A 23,673-nucleotide genomic window follows, 5' to 3' on the forward strand; every position below is an offset into this window, starting at 1 on the left:
GGGGCCCGGTCACCGAGTGTGCCGCAAAACCGCGGCACGCGTGCCTTTAGACATAGCGAAGTTCACGGTCGCGTCAACTGGCGCCGCCGGCAAAGTGCCGGGCGACGGGCGGATTCCCGGGTGGGGATCGGGGGGCCGGGCGGAACCCGGCCCCCGCGCCTTACCAGGGTCTGGCCCCGGGCGGAGGGGGCGGCGCGTGCACCGGCGGCAGGCCGATGTCGCGACGCAGATGCGCGTCATGCACCGGCACGACGAGCAGTTGCCGCCGGCCGCTGCCGCGCAGCATCGCGAGGACCGCGGCAAAAAGCACGCGCCGCGCGCCGTGGATGGCGATCAGCGCCTCGATGGACGGAGTCCGGGTTTCGGTGATGGTCATGGTGTTTCCGGGCCCCGCGGGCGCCGGCTCCTGTACTGGGTTGGGTTGGGCCGGCCGGGCGCGAGGGATGCGGGCACGGAAGCGGCGGCAGGCGTCGGATCGGACGCAGGTCATGCCGCGGCCGTCGGGGCGCGCGCGATCGTGTCAGGCTGGCTGGAGGGTGGAAGAGAGGCCCGGAACGCGGGCCCGATCGGTCAGGTCAGGCGAAGACGCGGCGCGATGCGCGCTGTCGCCAGATGCCATGGACGATCCCGGCGGCGAGGTCGGTATAAAACTGGTTCATGCCCGCCCTCCTCTTCCTGTGGTGCCGGATGACGCGGTTGTGACCGCAAAAACGATTCGCGCCAAGCCGGAAATGATGCCTAGGCAGCAAAACCCTGCCGGCAGCGAAATTCCCCGAGGGCGGACGGGGGCGCCGCCCCCGGCGGGCCGCCGGCCCGCTCCCCCGGGATATTTGGACCAATGCGAAAGGGCTGCCGGCGTCAGCCGGTGACGTCCTCGAAGTTGACGCGCTGGCGCGCGGTCCAGCGGACGTGGATCCGGTAGCCGGTCTCGGTCGCGGTTTCCGACAGCACCTCGGTCTCGCGGTGCAGGTAGGCGCGACGGCGGCCGTCGGCGAAGGGCAGCTCTACCACCTGCTCGGTGCGCTCGTCGTCGAGCGCGCCGGAGATCGCGGCATAAAGCCGGTCGAGCCCCTCGCCGGTGATCGCCGAGGCCGCGAAGACGCCCGGCGTGCGCGCATCCGTCGCCAGCAGCGCCGCGCGGGTCTCGGGGCCCAGAAGGTCGATCTTGTTCCAGACCTCGAACATCGGCACATCCTCGTCGACGCCGAGGCTTTCGAGGATCTCGCCGACATCCTCGGCCTGCTCCTCGGTCTCGGGGTGGGCGATGTCGCGCACGTGCAGGATCAGGTCGGCCTCGAGCACCTCTTCGAGCGTGGCACGGAAGGCCGCGACCAGCTGCGTGGGCAGGTCCGAGATGAAGCCCACGGTGTCGCTGAGGATCACCTTGCGCCCCGAGGGCAGCGTGACCGCGCGCATCGTCGGATCGAGCGTGGCGAAGAGCATGTCCTTGGCCATCACCTCGGCCCCGGTCATGCGGTTGAAGAGCGTCGACTTGCCGGCGTTGGTGTAGCCCACCAGCGCCACCACCGGGAACGGCACCTTGCGCCGCGCGGCGCGGTGCAGCTCGCGCGTCTTGACCACCTTGCCAAGCTGGCGGCGGATCTTGATCACCTGTTCGTCGATCGCGCGCCGGTCGGCCTCGATCTGGGTCTCGCCGGGGCCGCCGACGAAGCCGAAGCCGCCGCGCTGGCGTTCCAGGTGGGTCCAGGCGCGCACGAGGCGGGTGCGCTGGTAGCTGAGTGCCGCCAGTTCCACCTGCAGCACGCCCTCGCGGGTGCGGGCGCGGTCGGCGAAGATCTCGAGGATGAGCCCGGTCCGGTCGAGGAGCTTGACCCCCCATTCCTTTTCCAGGTTGCGCTGCTGCACGGGGGTGACGGGACCGTCGACGAGCACCAGCTCGACCTCGGCCGCCTTCATCGCGGCGCCCAGCTCCTCGATCTTGCCAGAGCCGAACAGCCAGCCGGGCGCGACCTTGGGCAGGCGCACGACCTCGGCCCCGCGGATGTCGAGATTGGGCAGCGCATGGGCAAGCGAGACCGCTTCCTCGAGCGCGAGTTCCGCCGTGCGGCGCCGGTCGGCGCCGCGGATGTCGGGATGCAGCACGAAGGCCCGGGTGGGCTTCGCCTGGACGTCGGTCGTATCGGTCAGTTCAGAGCCCCGCAGGTCTGCAAGCTTCAGTCTTCCGCTTCGTAAAGCGAGATGGCCTGTCCCGGCATGATCGTCGAGATGGCGTGCTTGTAGACGAGTTGCGACTGGCCGTCACGGCGCAGAAGCACACAAAAGTTGTCGAACCAGGTGATCACGCCCTGCAGCTTGACGCCGTTGATCAGGAAGATGGTCACGGGAACCTTTGCCTTGCGGACGTGGTTGAGGAAGGCGTCCTGAAGATTCTGTTTGTCGGCCATTTCTGTCGTTGCCTTTGTTCCGGCCCCGGACAAACGCTCCGGGGTCATTCACGCTTTATCTGCCCCCGGTGCGATCTGGCGCGTGTTGCGCAAAAGGGCGCGAGCCCGGGGTTGAACGAACTATGAACGGGGATTCGGGGGCGTTCCAGCGGAAAATGGTCGAAGGTGCGGCAGCTTGTCCCTGCCGCGACGTGATCGCCGGGGCCTTGCGTCAGTTTCGCCACATCTCGGGATTGAGCAGCGCGATGATCGCCAGCGTCTCGAGCCGACCGACCACCATCGCCACCGCGAGGATCGCCTTGGCCGCGTCCGACAGCGCCGCCCAGCCCAGCGGTGCATCCGCCGCCGCCGCCGCCAGCGGCCCGACATTGGCCAGGGCCGAGATCGTCAGCACCGTCGTCGGCGTGAAGCCGAGCCCGGTCAGCGACAGCGCCAGCATCGTCACCGCGATCGCCAGCGCGAACAGCGCGAAGAACACCCAGGCGATCTGCGCGCCCTGCCGGCGCAGCCGCCGCGCCGCATTGCCGCCGCCGCCGACGGAATTGGGATGCACGAGCTTTTGCAGCTCGCGCTCGCCGTGGCGGTAGAGCGCGTAGACCCGCAAGAGCTTCACGCCCCCCGCCGTGGTCGCGACCCCGCCGCCGATGATCGCGAGCCCCGCCAGCACCAGCCCCGGCGTCGGCAGCCCCGACCAGAACCGCGCCGCGACCCAGCCGTGCGATTCGAAGCCGGTGGTGGTCAGGAACGACAGCACCGTGAACACCGCGCCCCAGGCCGCGTCGGCGGCGCGCGGGATGTCCTGGCTGTCGGCGATCTCGACCGCGCCGATCCAGTGGCGCAGGAACAGCACCGCCGGCACCACCGCGATGATCGCGAGGCCCAGCCCCAGCTCGGGGTCGGACAGAAGCGGGCGCGGGCGCCAGCGCCGCCCCGCCTCGGGCATCATCCGGCGCGACAGCGCGAGGCACAGGAACAGGAAGATCAGGATCTCGCCCGTTGTGCCCGAGGACGCCCCCGCAAGCCCCCGCACCGGCGAGATCCCCGAGGTCGAGACCGTCGCCATCGCATGCATCGCCGCCACCAGCGCCGGGTCGCCGGCCAGTTGCAGCGCCGACCACAGCACCAGCGTCAGCGCGACGTAGATCGGCAGCACCGCCATCGTCTGGCGCACCAGCCGGTCGCCGGTGGTGGTGCCCGACAGGCCGCCCGCCGAACCCGAGGAGATCTGGGCCGAGCGCAGCCCGCCCTCGCGCGCGCCCTCGGCCTCGCGCGTGGCGGGCGAGACGCCGGGCACGGTCTCGGCCAGCACCTCGAAGCCGCCGAGGTTCATCGGCGCGAGGATCGCGATGCCCGCGACCAGCATGAAGAAGCCGCCCATCCAGCCCACGAGCCCGCGCCACAGGTGCACCGAGGGCGGCAGCCGGCCGGGTTCGAAAAGCGTGGCACCGGTGGTGGTCAGGGACGAGACCATCTCCCACCAGGCCGAGAAATAGCCGGTGTCGGGCACGGCCTCGTTCACCGGCACCGCCAGCATCAGCGGCAGCACCAGGTAGGTGCCGCACAGCGCCAGCAGGTGGCTGCGCGCCGGGTTCACGGTGGGCCGCGCCGCCAGCGCGATGCCCACCAGCGTGATCGCGACCAGGAACAGCAGCGACGGGAACAGGAAGGCCCGCGCCGTGTCCCAGTCGCGCAGCGCCCAGGCATGCAGCGCCGGCACCATCATCGCCAGCGCGCCGATGCCCGCGAGGATGACCAGCAGCGGCAGGTCGAGGATCTTGCGCATCGCCCTGCCCCGTCAGAAGAAGTCGATCGAGACCTGCAGCAGCCGCTCGACCTCCGGCACGTCGCCGGCCATCGCGAAGAGCACGATGACATCGCCCTCCTCGATCCGGGTGTCGCCGGTGGGCTTGACCACCTGGTCGCCCTTCAGCACCGCGCCCACCAGCACGCCCTCGGGGAATTCGGTGTCGCGGATGGTCTTGCCGGTGATCGGCGAGGTCGAGAGCACCTGCGCCTCGATGATCTCGGCCTCGGCATCGCCGATCGAGTAGATCTCGCGCACGCGGCCGTGGCGGATGTGGCGCAGGATCGAGCTGACGGTGGTGGCGCGCGGGTTGATGTAGGCGTCGATGTCGAGCGGCCCCATCAGCGGCACCAGCGTCGGATCGTTGACCAGCGCGATCGCCATCGGGCAGCCGGCCTGCTTGGCGCGCACCGCGGCCAGGATGTTGGTCTTGTCGTCGTCGGTCACCACCAGCACCGCGTCGGCGCGGTCGATGTTGGCCTCCTGCAGGATGTCCATGTCGAGCCCGTCGCCGTTCAGCACGATCGTGCGCTCGAGCGCGTCGGCGGCGCGTTCGGCCTGCGAGCGGTCGCGCTCGATCACCTTGGCGCGGATGCGCTGGGTGCGCCTCTCAAGCGCCCGCGCGACCGCAAGGCCCACGTTGCCGCCGCCGATGATGACGACGCGCTCCTGCTTCTTGGTCTCCTTGCCGAAGATCTCGAGCGTGCGGTTCACGTCCTCGTTGTGGCTGAAGACATAGACCTGGTCGCCGGCGAACAGCTGGTCCTCGGCCTCGGGCGCGAACAGCCGGCCGTCGCGGCGCACGCCGACGACGATGGCGCGCAGGGTCGAGAACAGGTCGGTCAGCTGCCGCAGCGGGGTGTTCAGCACCGGGCAGTCGTCGTCGAGCGCGATGCCCAGCAGCTGCACCCGGTTGCCAAGGAAGTTCTCGGTGTCGAAGGTCGCGGGCGCCGCGAGCCGCTGCAGCGCGGCCTCGGCCACCTCCTTCTCGGGCGAGATCACCACGTCGATCGGCAGGTGGTCGGTGCGGTAGAGGTCGGAGTAGATCGCGTCGAGATAGCTTTGCGCGCGGACGCGGGCGATCTTGCGGGTGATGCCGAAGACCGAATGGGCGACCTGGCAGATCACCATGTTCACTTCGTCGGAATAGGTCGCGGCGATCACCAGGTCCGCGTCGCGCGCCCCCGCCCGCTCGAGCACGTCGGGATAGCTCGCGAAGCCCGCGACGCCCTGGACGTCGAGCGTGTCCGAGGCGCGGCGCACGAGATCGGGGTTGCTGTCGACCACCGTGACGTCGTTGCGCTCGCCCGAGAGGTGGCGGGCGATCTGCCAGCCGACCTGTCCCGCGCCGCAGATGATGATCTTCATGTCACTCTCCCGAGGGCCGTCAGGACCTTGAGTGGCAGCGGCAGGCCGAAAGGTCAACCGACGCCCGCACCGCCGCAGAGCGGCAACGCTCAAATAGCCGCGCCGCGGCAAGGCCCAAACCGCCGCGCCGCGGGTCGGCATCGCAGCCCCCGGCCCGGGCCGGTCGCCGCGCCGCGGCATGGCCTTTGCCAACGGTGCGCGAAGCGGATAGATCGGGGACGGATGCAGTTTTCCGGAGGTCCGCCGTGGACAGGATGATCGAGCGGGGCCTCTTCGCCAGCCGCTGGCTGATGGCGCCGATGTACGTGGGGCTGGTGGGCGCGCTCGCGATCCTCGTCTGGGCCTTCCTGCAGGAGCTGTGGCACTTCGCGCTGCAGATCCCGGCGATGACCGTCGACGACGCGGTCCTCGGCGCGCTCGCGCTGATCGACCTGTCGCTCGCGGCCAATCTCCTCGTGATCGTGATCTTCTCGGGCTACGAGAACTTCGTGTCGCGCATGGACCTCGGCGATCACGAGGACCGCCCGGACTGGCAGGGCGAGGTCGACTTCTCGGGGCTGAAGCTGAAGCTGGTGGCCTCGATCGTCGCGATCTCGGGGATCCACCTGCTGAAGGTCTTCATGGATGTCGAGCACTACGCGCCGCAGAAGATCGGCTGGATGGTCGCGATCCATCTCGTCTTCGTCGTCTCGGGGGTGCTGCTGGCGTTCATGGACTGGCTGACGATGACGACCAAGGCGCTCAAGAAGCCCAAGGCCTGAGCCCCGCGGCAGGCGCCGGGGCTCTGCCCCGGTCCGCGGCCGGGATCACTCGGCGGCTTCGTCGGCCTCGATCTCGTCCTCCTCGCCCATCGAGGCGACGCGGGCACCGGACTTGGTCGTCGTCACCACCCCCAGCGACTTCAGCTTGCGGTGCAGCGCCGAGCGCTCCATGCCGACGAAATTCGCGGTTCGGCTGATGTTGCCGCCGAAGCGGTTGATCTGCGTCAGCAGGTATTCCCGCTCGAACAGCTCGCGCGCCTCGCGCAGGGGCAGCGTGGCCAGCGCGCCCGACAGCACGACCCGGCCCTCGTCGGCCGTGCCCTCGGGGGCGCCGCCCGGCATCTCGCGCGCCTCGACCGGGCCGGTGCCCTCGCCCAGGATCAGCACCCGCTCGATCACGTTCTTCAGCTGGCGGATGTTGCCGGGCCAGGGCATCGTCTGCATCAGCGCCTCGGCTTCCTCGGACACCGCGCGCAGCGGCAGGCCCTGGCTCTTGTTGAAGGTGCCGATGAAGTGGCGGGCCAGTTCGGGAATGTCCTCGCGCCGGTCGGCGAGCGAGGGCACCCCGATCGGCACCACGTTCAGCCGGTCGTAGAGTTCCTGCCGGAAGCGCCCCGCCGCGATCTCGGCCGCAAGGTCGCGCGTCGTCGACGAGATCACCCGCAGGTCGACCCGCACCCGGTCCGAGCCGCCGACGCGGGTGAACTGCTGCTCGACCAGCACGCGCAGGATCTTCGACTGGGTGCCGGGCGGCATGTCGGCGACCTCGTCGAAATAGACGATGCCGCCATGCGCCTGTTCCAGCAGCCCCTTCTCGACCCCGCGCTCGGGCGACTCGCGACCGAAGAGCACCTCTTCCATCCGCTCGGGCTCGATCGAGGCCGAGGAGACCGAGATGAACGGCCCGCTCGCGCGGTTCGAATTCACATGGATGTAGCGCGCGGCCACCTCCTTGCCGGCGCCGGGCTGGCCGGTGAGCATCACCCGCGCGTTCGACTTCGTCACCTTGTCGAGGTTCGACTTCAGCGTGCGGAACGCGGGCGAGCCGCCGATCATCTCGGACGAGGCGACGTCGCGGCGGCGCAGCGACGCGTTCTCGCGCCGCAGCCGCGAGGTCTCCATCGCGCGGGTGATCACGACCATCAGCTGGTCGATGTTGAACGGCTTCTCGATGAAGTCGTAGGCGCCCTGCTTGATCGCCGCGACCGCGATCTCGATGTTGCCATGGCCCGAGATGATCACCACCGGCACGTCCGGGTTGTCGCGCTTGACGGTCTTGAGGATGTCGATCCCGTCCATCCGGCTGTCCTTGAGCCAGATGTCGAGGATCATCAGCGCCGGCGGCTCGGCGTTGATCTCGGCCATGCAGTCGTCGGAATTCGCCGCGAGGCGGGTCGCGAAGCCCTCGTCGCGCAGGATGTCCGAGATCAGCTCGCGGATGTCGCGCTCGTCGTCGACGATCAGGATGTCGCCCGGTTTCAGATCGCTCTTCTGGGTCATTCTACCGCCTCCTGTCCGGCTGCTTGCGGCCGGTTGATATGGTCTGCGGGCGCCTCGCGCCCCTCGGTCTCGCCGCGCACGCCAAGGCGCGGGGCACGGGCGCGCGGCAGCCGGATCTCGGCCAGTGCGCCCTGGTGCGCGCCCTCCTCGAAGGGCGCGGCGTCGGTGAGCGTCAGGCTGCCGCCATGCTCCTCGACGATCTTCTTCACGATCGGCAGGCCAAGCCCGGTGCCCTTGGCCCGGGTGGTGACATAGGGCTCGAACAGCCGCGATCTATCCTCGGGCAGCCCGGCGCCGTTGTCGGCGACGCGGATCGTCACGTGTTCGGGCTGCACCGTCATCTCGACCTGCACCCGCGGCCGGTAGCCCTCGGGCGCGCCCCTCTCGTAAAGGGTCTCGACCGCCTCGCCCGCGTTCTTGACGATGTTGGTCACCGCCTGGCCGATCATCGTGGCGTCCAGCTCGACCACCACGGGGGCGTCGGGCAGGCTCGCGTCCAGCGTGGCGCCGTGCAGCGCCTCCTGCTGCAGGGTGCAGATGTCGCGCACCAGCTTGGTCAGGTCGTGGTCGCGCCGGTCGGGTTCGGGCATCCGCGCGAAGCGCGAGAACTCATCGACGATGCGGCGCAGGTCGCCGGTCTGGCGCACGATCACGCCGACCATCTGCTCCATCGCCTCGGCCTCTTCGGGCGGCAAACCGCGGCCGAACTTGCGCTTGATGCGTTCGGCCGACAGCTGGATCGGGGTCAGCGGGTTCTTGATCTCGTGCGCGATGCGCCGCGCCACGTCGCCCCAGGCCGCCATCCGCTGCGCCGAGACCAGCTCGGTCACGTCGTCGAAGGCGACCACGTAGCCCTCGAGCCGGCCGTCCGCGCCCTGCCGGGTCGCCATGCGCACCAGCAGGCTTTCCAGCCGCCCCGACCGGCTGACGCGGACCTCATCCTGCACCGTCTCGCCGTGACCCTCGCGCAGCCGCGCCAGCAGGCCCGCGAATTCGGGCACCAGCGCCTCGAGCGCGACCTCGCCCTCGGGCGGGGTCAGCGACAGCAGCTTCTGCGCGGCGCGGTTCACGAAATCGACCCGGCCCGAGCTGTCGAGCCCGATCACCCCCGCGGTGACCGAGGACAGCACGCTGTCGAACAGCCGCCGCCGCTCCTCGGTCTGGGCATGGGTGGCGACCAGCGCCTCGCGCTGGCCCTTCAGCTGGCGGGTCATCTGGTTGAACAGCCGCCCCAGCATCGCGATCTCGTCGTCGCCCTTCTCCTCGAGCACCCGCACGTCCAGATCGCCCGCGCCCACCATCTGCGCCGCCCCCGCCAGACGGCCCACGGGGCGCGACAGCCGCTCGGCGAACCACAGCGCCAGCCAGACCGCGGCCAGGATCAGGATCAGCGCGAAGCCGAGGTAGAGCAGCGAGAATTCGAACAGCACCCGGCCCCGCTCGGCCTCGAGCTGGCGGTAGAGCTGGACCGAGTTGCGGGTCTCGTCGAGCAGGCTCAGGATCTGGCCGTCGACGTTGCGCGCGACGTAGAGGTAGCGGTCGAGATAGGGTTCAAGCTTGATCAGCGCGCGGAATTCGTTGTTGCCCCAGTCCTGGATCACCACCGTCTCGCCCTGGTCGGCGCGGGTGATCTCGCCCGGGGACGGGCGTTCGAAGTTGAACAGATAGCTGCGCTCGCCGCGGGCGCGGATCTCGCCCTGGCTGTCGATGACGAAGGCCTCCTTCAGCCCGCGCTGGATCTGCGCCTGGCCCTGGGTCAGGATCTGGCGCAGGTCGCTGTCGGCCAGGAAGAAGGTCGATTGCCGGGCAAGGTTGAGATAGCCCGCCAGCGCCTCGGTGTCGGTCACGAGGTCGCGCTGGTGCTCGCCCTCATAGGCCTCGGCCGCGTCGAGCGACGAGCCCACCACCTGGCGCACCCGGTCCGAGAACCAGCCCTCGAGGCCGATGTTGATCGTGAGGCCGGCGAAGACCGCGACGAGGATGGTGGGCACCAGCGCCATGCCGGCGAAGACGCCGGTCAGCCGCAGGTGCAGCCGCGACCCCGCCGACTGCGCCCGGCGCGCCGCGATCATCCGCGCAAGCCGCGCCAGCACCAGCGCCGCCACGACCAGCACGTAGACCAGGTCGGTCAGCAGGATCATCCGCAGCGGCGTCGACGACACGCCCTGGTCGAACGGCCCGAGCGCGAGGAAGGTCGCCAGCGTCAGCGCCGGGCCGAGGATCACCAGCCCGAGCGTCGCGCCGGTCTGGAACCGCTTCTGCCGCCGCAGCCGTTCGAACCGCGCGAGGGATTCGCGCGCCATCCCGCCGGCCGCGCCCGGCCGCGCAGCGCTCATCGCGCGGCCCCCGGGGCGGGTGTCCAGCCGGGCGCGCACACACCCCGTTCACGTCCTGCAGCCTGCGCTGCCGCCATCATCGCAAGGCCCTGTCCCGGCGGCCTGCGGCCCCCGCGGGGGCGCTGCCGTCTGTCCCGATCAGCGGGCCGGTCGAATCGCTCGCGGCCCGGCCGAAAGCGCCTGTTCACGGAGACGCGAGCAGGCCACAGTCGGCGTGACCTTTTTACATCAACTTGCGCCGACGTGTCACGCGGATATCCAGCTCGGTGATCTTCTTGCGCAAGGTATTGCGGTTGATCCCCAGAAGATCCGCACATTTCGCCTGATTACCGGCGGTTGCATCCAGCGCGATCTCGATCAGCGGCATCTCGACCTCGCGCAGGATGCGGCCGTAAAGCCCCGGAGGCGGCAGCGCGCCGCCGTGCAGGTCGAAATAGCGCTTCAGGTGCTTGGCGACCGAGGTCTGCAGCCGGTCGGCGCCGTCGCCGCCGCCCTTCAGCGGCTCCATCGCCGGCTGGTTGCCCAGGATCGCCTCGACCTCGGCCTTGGTGATCTCCTCTTCGGGCGAGGTCACCATCAGCCGGCGCACGGTGTTTTCCAGCTGGCGGACGTTGCCGGGCCAGCTGTAGGCGCGGATCAGCTCCATCGCCTCGGGCGCGATGCGCCGCAGCGGGAAGCCGTCGCGCTCGCCGCGGGTCAGGAAGTGCTCGGCCAGCGCCGGGATGTCGTCGACGCGCTCGCGCAGCGCGGGCACCGACAGCGTCACCCCGCCCAGGCGGTAGAACAGGTCCTGGCGGAAGCCGCCCCCCTCCATCCGCCGGGCCAGATCGACCTGGCTCGTGGCCATGATCCGCGGCGGGTTCGACCCCAGCGTGTCGAGAAGCCGCACCACCCGGCCCTGCGCCTCGTCGTCGAAATCGCCGACCTCGTCGAACACGAGGCTGCCGCCGCGCGCCCGCGCCACCAGCGATGACGGGCCGTCCGCGCCCATCAGGTCCTGCGCCTGCGCCACCACGAAGGGCAGCGTGCGGCGGTCCGAGAAATCGTGGATCGCGCGGGCGATCAGCGACTTGCCGGTGCCGCTCTCGCCCGAGATCAGCACGGCGAGATCGGTGTTCATCACCCGCGCCACCAGCCGGTACAGCGCCTGCATCGCCGGGGTGCGGCCCACCAGCGGCAGGTCCTCGCCGGTGGCCTCGATCCGGGGCTCGGCCACGGGCTTGGGCGGCGCGGTCACGGCGCGGCGCTTCTGCTCGAGCGCGCGGGCGGCGCGCTTCATCAGGTCCGGCAGGTCGAAGGGCTTGGGCAGGTAGTCGTAGGCATCCGCCTCGGCCGCCTGGATCGCGGTCATGATCGTGTTCTGCGCCGAGATGACGATCACCGGCAGCCCGGGCCGCTCCTGCCCGATCTTCGGCAGCTGCTCGAGCCCGTTGCCGTCGGGCATGATCACGTCGGAGATGACGAGATCGCCCTTCCCCTCCTCGACCCAGCGCATCAGCGTCATCAGCGACGAGGTCGCGTGCACCTTGCAGCCCGCGCGCGTCAGCGCCTGGGTCAGAACGGTGCGGATCGTGCGGTCGTCATCGGCGACGAGAACGGTGCCGTCCATCGGTCAGTCTCCTGTTCGGTCCCCTTGCCGGGGGTGCCAAGTCTGCACTTTCACGGGCCGCGGCGCCGCCGCGGCGTCACTGGGATCGCGCCGCCCCGCCGGGGCGGCAGCCGTCATGCGGCGCCCTGGGGCGCGTCGGGATCGCTGCCCTTGGGCGCGATCGGAAGCGAGATGCGGAACACGGTGCGTCCCGGCACCGAGTCGACGTTCACCAGCCCGCCGTGGTCGCCCACGATCTTCGAGACCAGCGCCAGCCCAAGCCCGGTGCCGTTCTCGCGGCCCGAGACGAAGGGTTCGAAGATCTCGGCGGCGATGTCGGGCGGGATGCCGGGGCCGTCGTCGATGATCTCGACCTGCAGCGGCAGGCGGCGGCTGGTGCCGTCCTTCATCCGCACCCGCAGCGACAGGTCGTAGAAGGTGTGGATCGTGATCGTGCCGGGCTGGCCCTTGCTGGCCTCGGAGGCGTTCTTCAGCAGGTTGAGGAACACCTGCAGAAGCTGGTCCATGTCGCCCAGCGTCGGCGGCAGCGAGGGGTCGTAGTTCTCGACCACCTGCATGTGCGTGGCAAAGCCCACCAGCGCCGACTTGCGCGCGCGGTCCAGCACGTCGTGGATGTTGACCGGGCGCTGCTCGGGCGGGCGCAGGTTGCCGAACTGCTCGACCTGTTCGAGAAGCTTCACGATCCGGCGGGTCTCCAGCACGATCAGCTCGGTCAGCTCGCGGTCCTCGGGGCCCAGGCCCATCGACAGCAGCTGCGCCGCGCCCGCGATCCCCGCCAGCGGGTTCTTGATCTCGTGCGCCAGCATCTCGGACATGCCGATCGCCGATTTCGCCGCCGACTTCACGTGCTGGGCCCGGCCCAGCCGGTCGGCCAGCTCGCGCGGGGCGATGGTCAGCAGCAGCATCTCGGGCGCGTCCGACAGCGGCGAGACCTGCAGCGTGCAGCTGACCGGCGGCCGCTCACCGGTGCCGACATCGACCTCGTTGACGAACAGCGCCGACTGGTTGGCGCGGGCGCGGGCGAAGATCTCCTCGATCGGGGCGTCGATCGCCAGCCGGTCCAGCACCGGCTGCCCGGACAGGCTTTTCGAGGAATGGTTCAGGAACACCTCGGCGGCCGGGTTGACCTCGGTCACCGTGTCGTCGGGGCCGATGATCAGCGCCGGCGTCGGCAGCGAGGCCCAGATCGAGCCCAGGACCGGGCGGCGCGTCTCGCGCTCGGCCAGGGTCATGCCGCGCGCTCCGCGGCGGCGGCAGCCTCGGCCGCGGCCTCGCTCGCCGCGTCGGTCGCGGCAAAGCCCGCGCGGATCAGCGCCCGCACCTCGGCCGCCGCGGTCGCGGTGAACAGCGCCCGGCGCAGGCCCGGCTCGGCCCCCGCCGCCTCGGCATACCAGCCAAGGTGCTTGCGCGCGATCCGGATCCCCAGGTCGGCGCCGTAGAATGACAGCATCGCTTCGTAATGTCCTTCGATCAGATCCGCGCGCGCGGCCCCGCGGGGCACGTCGGGCGCGGGCGTGCCGTGCAGCGCATGCGCGATCTCGGCCAGCCGCCAGGGGCGCCCCTGGATGCCGCGCCCGACCATCACCGCATCGGCGCCCGAGGCCGCCCGCGCGGCGCGCGCGCTGTCGGCGCACAGGATGTCGCCATTGGCCACCACCGGGATCGCCACCGCGTCCTTCACGGCGCGGATCGCGGCCCAGTCGGCGCGGCCCTTGTAGAACTGCATCCGGGTGCGGCCGTGGACGGTGACCATCGCCACCCCCGCCGCCTCGGCCCGCCGGGCGAGGTCGGGCGCGTTCAGGCACCCGCCGTCCCAGCCCAGCCGCATCTTCAGCGTCACCGGCACCGGGCTTGCCGCCACCACCGCCTCGATCAGCCCCAGCGCATGGTCGAGGTCGCGCATCAGCGCCGAGCCCGACAGCCCGCCCGTCACCTTCTTCGCCGGGCAGCCCATGTTGATGTCGATCACCGGCGCGCCCAGATCCGCGACCAGCCGCGCCGCCTCGCCCATCGCGCCCGCCTCGCGCCCCGCCAGCTGGACCGAGCACAGCGGCCCCGCCGCGAGGCCAAGGTCGACCCGCGCCTTGGCCCGCACCGAGGGCTTGGCCGTCAGCATCTCGCCCGAGGCGACCATCTCGGACACGACGAGGCCCGCGCCGAAGCCCGCCACGACCTGCCGGAACGGCAGATCGGTGATCCCCGCCATCGGGGCCAGAAAGACCGGGGGATCGAGCGCGAGACCCGAAAGCTGCACCGACAACTGCCTATTCCTTGTGCGTCCGCCTTCGAGGTAGACAATCACCGATGGAGTCGCAATGTCCAGTGCCAAGGCAAGCGGCAAATCCGACGCCGTGATCAAACTTTGTGCGCCGTCGCGCAAGTTTGATGCGCTTGGTTAAGTTCGCTGCGCAAATCGCTGCCCCGGGCGCCGCCCTTGCCTGCCCGGCGCCGCTCGCCTAGACCGCCCCCGAGGACACAGCGCGCGCACCAACGGAGGGCCGATGCCGGTCGCAGCCATCATCGTCGCCGCAGGCCGCGGCACCCGCGCCGGCGGGGCCGAGCCGAAGCAGTGGCAGGACCTTGCCGGGCGCCCGGTGCTGGCCCACGCGCTCGATGCCTTCGGCTTCTGCGACCGGGTGATCGCGGTGCTGCACCCCGAGGACATGGCGCGCGGCGTCGCGGCCTTCGGCGGCGCGGTGACGCTGGTGGCGGGCGGGGCCACGCGCTCGGCCAGCGTGCGCAACGCGCTCGAGACGCTCGCGGGCGCGGGCATCGACCGGGTGCTGATCCACGACGCCGCCCGCCCGCTGGTCCCGCGCGCGGTGATCGAGCGGGTGATCGCCGCGCTCGACACCCATGTCGGCGCGGCGCCGGGGCTGCCGGTCGCGGATGCGCTGTGGCGGGTGGATGCGGCGGGCGCCATCACCGGCACCGCCGACCGCGCCGGGCTCTGGCGCGCGCAGACCCCGCAGGGCTTCCGCCTGAACGAGATCCTCGCCGCGCACCGCGCCCATCCCGACGGTGCCGACGACGACGTGGCGCTGGCGCGCGCGGCCGGGCACGCGGTGGTGGCGGTCGCGGGCGACGAGGCGAATTTCAAGATCACCTGGCCCGGCGACCTCGCCCGGGCCGAACGGCACCTGGACAGGAGAGCGACCATGGGCTTCGACGTGCGGCTGGGCAACGGCTATGACGTGCATGCCTTCACCGAGGGCGACCACGTCGTGCTGTGCGGCGTGAAGGTGCCGCATGGCCGCGCGCTTCTGGGTCATTCCGACGCCGACGTGGGGATGCACGCGCTGACCGACGCGATCTACGGCGCGCTGGCCGAGGGCGACATCGGCCGCCACTTCCCGCCGTCGGACCCGCAGTGGAAGGGCGCCGCCTCGGAGATCTTCCTGGCCCATGCCGCGGCGCTGGCGCGCGAAAAGGGCTTCCGCATCGGCAATGTGGACGTGACGATCGTCTGCGAACGGCCCAAGGTGGGGCCGCATGCCGCCGCGATGCAGGCGGAACTGGCGCGGATCATGGGGATTGAGCCCGGGCGGGTCTCGGTCAAGGCCACGACCTCGGAGCGGCTGGGCTTCACCGGCCGCGAGGAAGGCATCGCGGCGCTGGCCACCGCCACGCTGATCGGAGAGTGAGATGGCAGAGCGCGAAACCCTGGCCGAGCGGCTGGACCCGAACCAGCCCCGCAAGCTGCGCCGCGGCCCCTGGACGGTGCCCGTCGCGGTGGTGACGGTGGGCGGCATCGGCTACCTGCGACCCGCCTCGGGCACCTGGGCCTCGGCCGCCGCGATCGTCGTCGCCTCGTTCCTGCACGTGACGGGCGGCTTTCCGCTGGTGGCGATCGCGACGGTGCTCGCGATCGGGGCGGGGTTCTGGGGCTGCCATGTCGTGCTGAAGGACCGCCCCGGCGAGGATCCTTCGGAAATCGTCATCGACGAGGTGGCAGGCCAGTGGCTGGCGTTCTCGGCCGTGTCCTTCGGGCTGTGGCACGCGGGCGTCGCCACCCTGCCCTGGCCGGCCTGGGTCGCGCCCTTCGCGCTGTTCCGGCTGTTCGACATCTGGAAGCCGGGCTGGATCGGCCGGGCCGACCGGCGCGGCGACGGCGCGGGGGTGATGCTCGACGACCTGATCGCCGGTGTCTTCGCCGCCGCCGTCGCGGTGGTGCTGGCCGGGATCTACCACGGGGTGCTGGCGCTATGACCGCGGCAGGGGTCCTGGACGCCGCGCGGGCCGCGGGCGCGCGCATCGCCACCGCCGAAAGCTGCACCGGCGGGCTGATCTCGGCCGCGCTGACCGAGGTGGCGGGCTCGTCCGACGTGTTCGACCGCGGCTTCGTCACCTATTCCAACGCCGCCAAGACCGACATGCTGGGCGTCTCGCCCGGGACGCTCGCCGCCCATGGCGCCGTGTCCGAGCCGGTCGCGCGCGAGATGGCCGAGGGGGCGCTGGCCCGCTCGGGCGCGACGCTCGCGGTCTCGGTCACCGGCATCGCCGGGCCCGGCGGGTCCGAGTTCAAGCCCGAGGGCCGGGTCTGCTTCGGCCTTGCCGGCACCGGCCGCGCGACGGTGGTCACCACCATCGACTTCGGCCCCCGCGGCCGCGGCGCCGTGCGCGCGGCCAGCGTCGAGCAGGCCCTGGCGATGCTCGCCACCGCCCTCGCCCGCTCCTGATCGGCCCTTCCCGGACCCGACCGCCCCCGACCTGCCCGTACCTGACCGGAGACCGAGACCATGCCCGCCTTCTGGACCGCCCAGGCCCCGCTGTTTCTCAGCCTGATGCGCATCATCGTCGGCGCGGTGATGCTGAACTACGGCTGCATCAAGGTGCTGGGCCTGCCCGCGGGCCGGCCGCTGCCGACCGGGTCGCTGCTGTGGATCGCGGGCTGCCTGCAACTGGCGGGCGGGGTCGCGCTGGTGCTGGGCTGGCGCACGCGGCTTGCGGCGGCGCTGCTGATGCTGCTGACGGCTTCGGCCTACTACCTGCAGAACTGGCCGCGCGACTGGTACCCGGTCTCGAACGGCGGGGCCGAGAACGCGGCGCTGTTCGCGGCGCTCCTCTATCTCTCGGCCGCGGGCGCCGGGTCGCTCGCCGTCGACCGGGCGCGCTGAGCGCCCCCGAGACGCGAAACGGCGCCGGGTCTCCCCGACGCCGCCCGCAAGGTCCCGCAGGACCGCCGATCACTCGGCCTTCATCGCCTCGATCGAGATCTCGATGGTCACGTCGTCGCCGACATAGGGGGCGAACATGCCCAGGTCGAAGTCCGAGCGCTTGACGGTGGTGGTCGCGTCGAACCCGGCCCAGGGCTTGTTGGCCATCGGGTGGTTGCCGACCTGGTTCAGCTTGGCATCCAGCACGACCGGCTTGGTGATGCCGTTCAGCGTCAGGTCGCCGGTGATGTTGGCGGTGTCCTCGCCCGTCACCTCGATCGCGGTCGACTTGAAGGTCACGGTCGGGTCGTCCGACTTGCCGAAGAAGTCGGCCGACAGGAAGTGCTCGGTGCGCGCGTCGATGCCGGTGATCAGCGAGGTGACCGGGAAGGACACGGTGACCGACGAGTTCGCCGGCTCGTCCTGGTCGAACATGATCTCGCCGTCGAAGCCCGCGAACATGCCAAAGCCGGTCGAGAAGCCGAGGTGGTTGTAGTGGAACACGATCTGCGTGTGCGTGTTGTCGAGCACGTATTTCTCGGGCGCAGCCAGGGCGGCGGTGCCGGCGAAGGCGGCAAGCGACAGGGCGGCGCCGGCGGCGAAGGTGCGGAAGGTCATGGTCGGGGCTCCTGGGGAGGTGTGTCGATGACCCCAAGGTGCCGCGCCCGACCGATCCGCACAATTCGTTAGCCGGCCACAGAATATGTGCGCCGATGCAGGTACACCTCTTCGTCAGGACCCGCCCGCCAGGTTCCCCCCGTCAGGTTCCGCCCGTCAGGGCCCGCCCCCGGGTGCCGTCCCCGGGTCCCGTCCCCGCGGCGGCCCACTTCGTGGTTGCGCCGCGCCGGGCCCCGTGTATAAGGCCGCATTCCTTCCGCCGCGTTCTTGAAACCGGCGCATCCTCTCGTGGCGGGAGCGGAAGGTCAGCCCGCCTATGAAGTGCGCAGAGACATAGGAGCGTTCATGCCGCTTTACGAGCATGTCCTCATCGCGCGTCAGGACCTGTCCAACGCGCAGGCCGAAGGCCTCGTCGAACATTTCTCGACCGTTCTCGCCGACAACGGCGGCACGGTTGTCACCTCGGAATACTGGGGTGTGAAGACGATGGCCTACAAGATCAACAAGAACCGCAAGGGCCACTACGCCTACCTGCGTTCGGATGCGCCCTCGGCCGCCGTGCAGGAGATGGAGCGTCTGGCCCGCCTGCATGACGACGTCATGCGCGTGCTGACCGTCAAGGTCGAAGCGCACGAGGAAGGCCCCTCGGTCCAGATGCAGCGCCGCGACGAGCGTGGCGACCGCGGTGACCGTGGTGATCGCGGCGACCGCCGCGAGCGTCGTTGATCCGGCTTCTGAGAAAAGGACCATAACACATGGCCAGCAAACCGTTTTTCCGTCGTCGTAAAGTCGATCCCTTCGGCGGCGACAACGCCCCCAAGATCGACTACAAGGACGTCCGCCTGCTGCAGCGCTACATCTCCGAGCGCGGCAAGATCGTCCCCGCCCGCATCACCGCCGTCTCGGCCAAGAACCAGCGCAAGCTCGCCCAGGCGATCAAGCGCGCCCGGTTCCTGGCCCTGCTGCCCTACGCCGTGAAGTGAGGAGCGCCAGACCATGCAAGTGATCCTTCTGGAACGCGTGGCCAAGCTTGGCCAGATGGGCGAAGTCGTCAACGTCAAGGACGGCTACGCGCGCAACTTCCTGCTGCCGCAAGGCAAGGCGCTGCGCGCCTCGGAAGCCAACATCAAGTCCTTCGAGGGCCGCAAGGCCCAGCTCGAGGCCACCAACCTCGAGACCAAGAAGGACGCCGAGGCGCTGGCCGAGAAGCTCGACGGCCAGTCGTTCATCGTCATCCGCTCGGCCTCGGACGCCGGCGCGCTCTATGGCTCGGTCACCCCGCGTGACGCCGCCGAAGTCGCGACCGCCGAGGGCTTCACCGTCGACCGCAAGCAGGTCGTCCTGAACGCGCCGATCAAGTACCTGGGCCTGCACACGGTCACCGTCGTGCTGCACCCCGAGGTGTCGGCCTCGATCAGCATCAACGTCGCACGGTCGGTCGAAGAGGCCGAGCTGCAGGCGTCGGGCAAGTCGATCCAGGAACTGGCCGCGGAAGAGGAAGCCGCCGCCGAGTTCGAGATCTCGGAACTCTTCGACGAGATGGGTTCCGCGGCGAACGACGACGAGTGATCGATCCTGCCGGGGCCTTCGGTCCCCGGCACCGGACAGACGGACGGGGCCGCGCCTTTCGGGGGGCGGCCCCGTTCCGTTTCGTGCGCCTCCGATCCGCCCCGCCTTTTTGCGCCCATCCTTTTTGCCGCCGCCGGGCTTGCCCGGCCGGGTCCGAAAGTGGAACATCGGGGCGGCGCGCGGCGTTGCCTCCACAAGCCATGGGGAGACGTCGCATGACATTGACCGAGACCGAGGCCCGCCGGGGCGCGGCGATCGCCGCCGACCTCGCGGTGCTGGAACGATTGGCGGGCGAAATGAAGGATGGCAAGCACGACGCCCCCGGCAGGGGCCCGGACAGCGCCCAGGTGCCGAGCGATCCGCCCGCCACCCCGCCCGAGGTGCCGCCGCCGGGCGACCCGGTGCCGCCGCCGCCGCCGATGCCCGACCCGCCGCCGCCCTCGGCGGCCGTCTCGGCGGTCTATGCCGACGAGCTGGCCGAGATCGACCGGCTGATCCGCAGCATCGACGCCGCGCGCAGTGGCGGGGACATCCCCCCCGTCACGCCGCCCGGCACGCCCCCCGGCGACCTGCCGCCCGGCCCGCTGCCCGATCCCGCGCCCGACCCGGGGCCGCTGCCGATGCCCGATCCGGGCCCCGGCCCCGGCCCCGACCAGACGCCGGGCCCGGCGATGGCGGCGCCCGCCCCCGAAATCACCACGCTTGCGGCCGACCTGGCCGCGATCTCGGCCGAGGTGGCGGCGCTGAAGCTGCGGCTGGCCGAGATCAGCCGCCCCGCCGCCCCCGAGGGCACGATCCTCGGGCGCGACCCGATCGCCGATGTCGGCGCGATCACCGCCTGGGTCGAGACGCTGGCGCTGCACTGGCCCGCGAATGTCGAGCCGCCGAAGGCGCTGAAGACGCTGGTCTTCGGCGCGGGCCTGCTGCGCGGCATGCTGCCGCCCGCCACAGCCACCGCACCGGAAACAGCGCCCGCCACCCCGGCGGCACCCGCCGCCGACACCGCCCATCCCGCGGCCCCGGCCGCCGCCGAGGGGGTCGGGCGCGGGCCGGTTCCCCCAGTCACCCCGACGGCCGCCGCCGAGGGTCGCGCCGCCGAGACGCCGGCCGCGATCCCCGCCGCCGGCTGGCGCCGGGTCTCGGCCCGGGTCTGGGCGCAGATCTGGGAGGACCGGGTGCTGGCGGTCGCCGCCGGCGTCGCCTTCTACGCGCTGCTGTCGCTGTTCCCGGCGATCACCGCGCTGGTGTCGATCTTCGGCCTGTTCGCCGACCGCACCATCGTGCTGCAGAACCTCGCGCAGCTTGACCATCTGCTGCCGCCCGCCGCGCTGCAGCTGATCCGGCTGCAGCTTGACGCGCTGTTGTCCACCGACCCCGCGACCCTGACCTTCGCCACCGCGCTCAGCCTCGCGCTCGGGCTCTGGACCGCGAACGGCGGGATGAAGGCGATGATCGAGGCGCTGAACGTCGCCTATGGCGAGCGCGAGCGGCGCAACTTCTTCGTGCTGAACCTGTGGTCGCTGACGATGACGCTGGGGGGCATCGTGATGGTGATCTTCCTGCTGGGCCTGTCGGCGGCGCTGCCGCCGGTGCTGGAGCGGCTGCCCACGACCTTCGCCGCCGACCGGATCATGCTGGCGCTGCGCTGGCCGGCGATGCTGGCGGTGCTGGTGATGGTGCTGGCGCTGCTCTACCGGTTCGGCCCGTCGCGCGAGGGCGCGAAATGGCGCTGGATCGGCCCCGGCACGGTGGTGGCGGCGCTGCTTCTGATCGTGGCCTCGGCCGGCTTCTCGTTCTATGCCGCCAACTTCGGGTCCTACGATGCGACCTATGGCTCGCTCGGCGCGGTGGTGGTGCTGATGATCTGGGCCTGGATCTCGGCCATCGTCGTGCTGCTGGGCGCCGAGATCAATTCCGAGGCGGAACGCCAGACCGCGCGCGACACCACCACCGGGCAGCCGCGCGCAATGGGCCGGCGCGGTGCGTTCTCCGCCGACACGCTGGGCCGCTGAGGGAGCCCGGAGGCCGGGTCCGACAGGCCGCCGCGGATGACCTTAAGAGGATGCCGGACATGAAACGGGCCGCTCCTTCCGGAGCGGCCCGCCTGTCGTTCGCGCCGGACCCGGGCGACCGGGTCAGCGGCGGATCACAGCTCGTCCAGCGCCTCGATGGCCTTCTGCAGCTCGTCCTTCGAGACTTCCTTCTCGGTGACGGTCGCGCCTTCGACGATGTGGTCGACGACCTTGTCCTCGAAGATCGGCGCGCGCAGCTGCTGCTGCATCTGGGGGTTCTTCTGCACGAATTCGAAGAACGCGCGCTCCTGGCCCGGGTACTGGCGCGCCTGGTTCAGCACGGCCTGGGTCATCTCGGCGTCGGTCACCTCGATCTCGGCCTTGCGGCCCATCTCGGCCAGCAGCAGGCCCAGGCGCACGCGGCGCTCGGCCAGCTTCTTGTGCTCGTCCGACACCTCGATCGCGCCGTGGTCATGGCCGTGGTGATCGGGGTTTTCCTCGTGCCACAGCTGGTGCGCGATCTGGTTGGCTTCCGCCTCGACCAGCGCCTCGGGCAGGTCGAACGACACGAGGCCGTCCAGCTGGTCGAGCAGCGCGCGCTTCATCACCGCGCGCGAGGCGCCGGCGTATTCGGCTTCGAGACGGCCCGAGATCTGGCCCTTCAGCGCGTCGAGATCGTCGGCGCCGAACTTCTTGGCCAGCTCGTCGTCGATCTCGGCGGGCTTGGGCTGCTTGACGTCCTTGACGGTGGTCTTGAACAGCGCTTCCTTGCCGGCCAGGTGGGCGGCGCCGTATTCGGCCGGGAAGGTCACCTTGACCTCGACCTCTTCACCGGCCTTGGCGCCGGTCAGCTGCTCTTCGAAGCCCGGGATGAACGAGCCCGAGCCGAGCACGAGCGGGTAATCCTCGCCCTTGCCGCCCTCGAAGGCCTCGCCGTCGACGAAGCCCTCGAAGTCGATCACGACCTGATCGCCGTCCTTCGACTTCGTGCCCTTCTTGCGCGGCTCGAAGTTCTGCGAGGATTTCGCGAGGTTTTCCAACGCCTCGGTGACCGCGCCCTCGTCGGCCTTGACGACCAGCTTCTCGAGCGTGACGGCCGAGGTGTCGACGGTCGGGATCTCGGGCAGCGCGTCATAGGTCATGTTGACCACGACGTCGTCGCCTTCCTTCCAGGTCTCGCCGTCCTGCATCTCGACCTTCGGCTGCAGCGCCGGGCGGTCGCCGGTCTTCTCGAAGTGGTCCTTCATCGCGCCGTCGATGGCGTCCTGCATCGCCTCGCCGAGGATGCGCTGGCCGAACTGCTTCTTCAGCAGCGCCATCGGCACCTTGCCCTTGCGGAAGCCCTTCATCTCGATCTCGAGCTGGGCCTCGGCGAGTTTCTCGTTGACCTTGGCTTCGAGTTCGGCAGCCGGCACCGTGATGGTGTAACCGCGCTTGAGGCCTTCGTTCAGGGTCTCGGTGACCTGCATGCTATCGTCCTTTTGTCCTCTGGTGCGGGTGAAGGGACTCGAACCCCCAAGCCTTTCGGCGGCAGGACCTAAACCTGCTGCGTGTACCAATTCCGCCACACCCGCGCATCTCGCGGGAAACCGGCGCACCCGGCCGACCCCCGAAAATCCGCGCCGTTCTAGCAACAGTCGCAGAACGATGCGAGAGGAAAAGTTGCCCACGATTTCTCTCGCCATTTACCAATTCTTGCCACATTGTAGGGGCAAAACGAGGCAACAGATCTCGAGGGCAGACCTATGACGCAGCAGCATCGCGCCCCGGCGCAGCCTGATGCACCCGAGACCATGTCGGGTGGCATCGCCTTGGGGACCACGGTCCTCACGCTGGAAGGTGAACTTCCGGTGGAATATCTTGCACCCGGCGACCGGATCGTGACGCGCACCGGCGTGCGCGTGCTGCGCGACGTCGTCGCGCGCCGGATCGAGACCGGCCTTTACCGCATCGCGCAGGACGTGCTGGGCGCCGACCGCCCCGCGTCCGAACTGCATGTCGCCGCAGGCACGTTGCTTGCGATCCGCGACTGGCGGGCGGCGGCGCTCTACGGCGCCAAGACCGCGATCGTGCCGGTGGAACGGCTGTCCGACGGCAGCTACATCGCCCCGATCGCCGGCGCGACGACGGTGTTCACGCTGGGCTTCGACGACACCGAGGTCGTCTATGCCGAGGGAATCGAGGTCGCCTGCGCGCCGCTGCGCGTCACGGCCTGACCCCGGCGGCATCCAAGGCATCCGGATCGAGGAACGGGCCGCCGCGCGGAATGCGCGCGGCCCTTTCGCATGGCCCGATGACTGATGTCCCGGTTCCTGATGGCCCCGGAAACGATCGGAAATCTCCGCCCACACGCCCGACCCCGCGCATGCCGATGCAGGGTTTCCTCTGCGCGGGATGCCGGGGTCAGGGTGTCCGCCCGAAACTCATTGACCAGCACAGGCCCGAGAGTCCCTCTCCCAACACGGGCGAACGTGTGGGCCGTGGGCAGAATCATGCCGCAACCGCAGCATGAAAAAAAGCCCCCTTGCGCAACAC

Annotated in this window: 22 protein-coding genes and 1 tRNA gene; 10 read left to right on the forward strand and 13 right to left on the reverse strand. The window is 70.5% G+C overall.

Annotated elements, in window-relative coordinates; translation table 11 throughout:
• Window positions 1-160: 160 nt before the first annotated feature.
• The 5 genes from V8J39_RS03530 to trkA all read right to left on the reverse strand — a co-directional run bounded on the left by V8J39_RS03530 (window position 161) and on the right by trkA (window position 5,577).
• On the reverse strand, window positions 161-376 hold the full coding sequence (locus V8J39_RS03530; protein WP_336459479.1) for a hypothetical protein: 216 nt from the start codon (window positions 374-376) through the stop codon (window positions 161-163).
• 482 nt (window positions 377-858) lie between these two features.
• Window positions 859-2,148 (reverse strand): GTPase HflX, encoded by a 1,290-nt coding sequence (hflX, locus tag V8J39_RS03535; RefSeq protein WP_336460185.1) that lies wholly within the window; start codon window positions 2,146-2,148, stop codon window positions 859-861.
• A gap of 26 nt (window positions 2,149-2,174) precedes the next feature.
• Complete coding sequence (hfq, locus tag V8J39_RS03540) at window positions 2,175-2,405, reverse strand: RNA chaperone Hfq (protein ID WP_336460186.1); 231 nt, start codon at window positions 2,403-2,405, stop codon at window positions 2,175-2,177.
• 211 nt (window positions 2,406-2,616) lie between these two features.
• Window positions 2,617-4,188, reverse strand: a complete 1,572-nt coding sequence (locus tag V8J39_RS03545) for a TrkH family potassium uptake protein (RefSeq protein ID WP_336459480.1) — start codon at window positions 4,186-4,188, stop codon at window positions 2,617-2,619.
• 12 nt (window positions 4,189-4,200) lie between these two features.
• A complete protein-coding gene (gene trkA / locus V8J39_RS03550; RefSeq protein WP_336459481.1) occupies window positions 4,201-5,577 on the reverse strand; it encodes a Trk system potassium transporter TrkA in 1,377 nt (458 codons plus the stop codon).
• A 254-nt stretch (window positions 5,578-5,831) separates the two neighbouring features.
• On the opposite strand from trkA, the gene V8J39_RS03555 reads away from it, so the two are divergent.
• Window positions 5,832-6,338 (forward strand): TIGR00645 family protein, encoded by a 507-nt coding sequence (locus tag V8J39_RS03555; RefSeq protein WP_336460187.1) that lies wholly within the window; start codon window positions 5,832-5,834, stop codon window positions 6,336-6,338.
• Between the two features lie 45 nt (window positions 6,339-6,383).
• On the opposite strand, the gene ntrX is transcribed toward V8J39_RS03555, so the two are convergent.
• The 5 genes from ntrX to dusB form a co-directional block, all read right to left on the reverse strand.
• Window positions 6,384-7,838, reverse strand: a complete 1,455-nt coding sequence (gene ntrX, locus V8J39_RS03560) for a nitrogen assimilation response regulator NtrX (protein ID WP_336459482.1) — start codon at window positions 7,836-7,838, stop codon at window positions 6,384-6,386.
• On the reverse strand, window positions 7,835-10,141 hold the full coding sequence (locus V8J39_RS03565) for a sensor histidine kinase NtrY-like (protein ID WP_336460188.1): 2,307 nt from the start codon (window positions 10,139-10,141) through the stop codon (window positions 7,835-7,837). Before V8J39_RS03565 ends, ntrX begins: the two co-directional genes overlap by 4 nt.
• Window positions 10,142-10,397: 256 nt before the next feature.
• A complete protein-coding gene (locus V8J39_RS03570; RefSeq protein WP_336459483.1) occupies window positions 10,398-11,783 on the reverse strand; it encodes a response regulator in 1,386 nt (461 codons plus the stop codon).
• Window positions 11,784-11,896: 113 nt separating this feature from the next.
• Window positions 11,897-13,015 (reverse strand): two-component system sensor histidine kinase NtrB, encoded by a 1,119-nt coding sequence (locus tag V8J39_RS03575; protein ID WP_336459484.1) that lies wholly within the window; start codon window positions 13,013-13,015, stop codon window positions 11,897-11,899.
• The gene (dusB, locus tag V8J39_RS03580; protein WP_336459485.1) at window positions 13,012-14,043 is read right to left on the reverse strand and encodes a tRNA dihydrouridine synthase DusB; all 1,032 of its coding nucleotides are present in this window, start codon (window positions 14,041-14,043) and stop codon (window positions 13,012-13,014) included. Before dusB ends, V8J39_RS03575 begins: the two co-directional genes overlap by 4 nt.
• A gap of 241 nt (window positions 14,044-14,284) precedes the next feature.
• Between dusB and V8J39_RS03585 the strand changes: the two genes are divergently transcribed.
• From V8J39_RS03585 to V8J39_RS03600, 4 genes are read left to right on the forward strand one after another with little or no spacing between them, the layout of a single operon-like run.
• Window positions 14,285-15,427 (forward strand): bifunctional 2-C-methyl-D-erythritol 4-phosphate cytidylyltransferase/2-C-methyl-D-erythritol 2,4-cyclodiphosphate synthase, encoded by a 1,143-nt coding sequence (locus V8J39_RS03585; RefSeq protein ID WP_336459486.1) that lies wholly within the window; start codon window positions 14,285-14,287, stop codon window positions 15,425-15,427.
• A 1-nt stretch (window position 15,428) separates the two neighbouring features.
• The gene (locus tag V8J39_RS03590; protein WP_336459487.1) at window positions 15,429-15,992 is read left to right on the forward strand and encodes a phosphatidylglycerophosphatase A family protein; all 564 of its coding nucleotides are present in this window, start codon (window positions 15,429-15,431) and stop codon (window positions 15,990-15,992) included.
• Window positions 15,989-16,462 (forward strand): CinA family protein, encoded by a 474-nt coding sequence (locus V8J39_RS03595; protein ID WP_336459488.1) that lies wholly within the window; start codon window positions 15,989-15,991, stop codon window positions 16,460-16,462. The genes V8J39_RS03590 and V8J39_RS03595 overlap by 4 nt, the downstream gene beginning before the upstream one ends.
• 60 nt (window positions 16,463-16,522) lie before the next feature.
• On the forward strand, window positions 16,523-16,900 hold the full coding sequence (locus V8J39_RS03600; protein WP_336459489.1) for a DoxX family protein: 378 nt from the start codon (window positions 16,523-16,525) through the stop codon (window positions 16,898-16,900).
• A 69-nt stretch (window positions 16,901-16,969) separates the two neighbouring features.
• On the opposite strand, the gene V8J39_RS03605 is transcribed toward V8J39_RS03600, so the two are convergent.
• Window positions 16,970-17,557, reverse strand: coding sequence for a YceI family protein (locus V8J39_RS03605; RefSeq protein WP_336459490.1), 588 nt, complete (start codon window positions 17,555-17,557; stop codon window positions 16,970-16,972).
• Window positions 17,558-17,902: 345 nt separating this feature from the next.
• Here V8J39_RS03605 and rpsF point away from each other — a divergent pair, with 345 nt between their 5' ends.
• From rpsF to V8J39_RS03625, 4 genes are all read left to right on the forward strand, one after another.
• Complete coding sequence (rpsF, locus tag V8J39_RS03610) at window positions 17,903-18,283, forward strand: 30S ribosomal protein S6 (protein ID WP_336459491.1); 381 nt, start codon at window positions 17,903-17,905, stop codon at window positions 18,281-18,283.
• Window positions 18,284-18,312: 29 nt separating this feature from the next.
• Window positions 18,313-18,540, forward strand: coding sequence for a 30S ribosomal protein S18 (rpsR, locus tag V8J39_RS03615; protein WP_336459492.1), 228 nt, complete (start codon window positions 18,313-18,315; stop codon window positions 18,538-18,540).
• Between the two features lie 13 nt (window positions 18,541-18,553).
• Complete coding sequence (gene rplI, locus V8J39_RS03620) at window positions 18,554-19,126, forward strand: 50S ribosomal protein L9 (protein ID WP_336459493.1); 573 nt, start codon at window positions 18,554-18,556, stop codon at window positions 19,124-19,126.
• Between the two features lie 215 nt (window positions 19,127-19,341).
• Window positions 19,342-21,138, forward strand: coding sequence for a YihY/virulence factor BrkB family protein (locus tag V8J39_RS03625; protein WP_336459494.1), 1,797 nt, complete (start codon window positions 19,342-19,344; stop codon window positions 21,136-21,138).
• A gap of 134 nt (window positions 21,139-21,272) precedes the next feature.
• Here the strand turns inward: V8J39_RS03625 and tig are convergent, their stop codons facing one another.
• On the reverse strand, window positions 21,273-22,607 hold the full coding sequence (gene tig / locus V8J39_RS03630) for a trigger factor (protein ID WP_336459495.1): 1,335 nt from the start codon (window positions 22,605-22,607) through the stop codon (window positions 21,273-21,275).
• Between the two features lie 20 nt (window positions 22,608-22,627).
• A tRNA-Leu gene (locus V8J39_RS03635) sits at window positions 22,628-22,712 on the reverse strand.
• 171 nt (window positions 22,713-22,883) lie between these two features.
• Between V8J39_RS03635 and V8J39_RS03640 the strand changes: the two genes are divergently transcribed.
• A complete protein-coding gene (locus tag V8J39_RS03640) occupies window positions 22,884-23,354 on the forward strand; it encodes a Hint domain-containing protein (protein ID WP_336459496.1) in 471 nt (156 codons plus the stop codon).
• Window positions 23,355-23,673: the final 319 nt, after the last annotated feature.

The sequence above is a fragment of the Frigidibacter sp. MR17.24 genome (genome assembly GCF_037095655.1).
In the GTDB taxonomy this organism is placed as follows: domain Bacteria; phylum Pseudomonadota; class Alphaproteobacteria; order Rhodobacterales; family Rhodobacteraceae; genus Frigidibacter.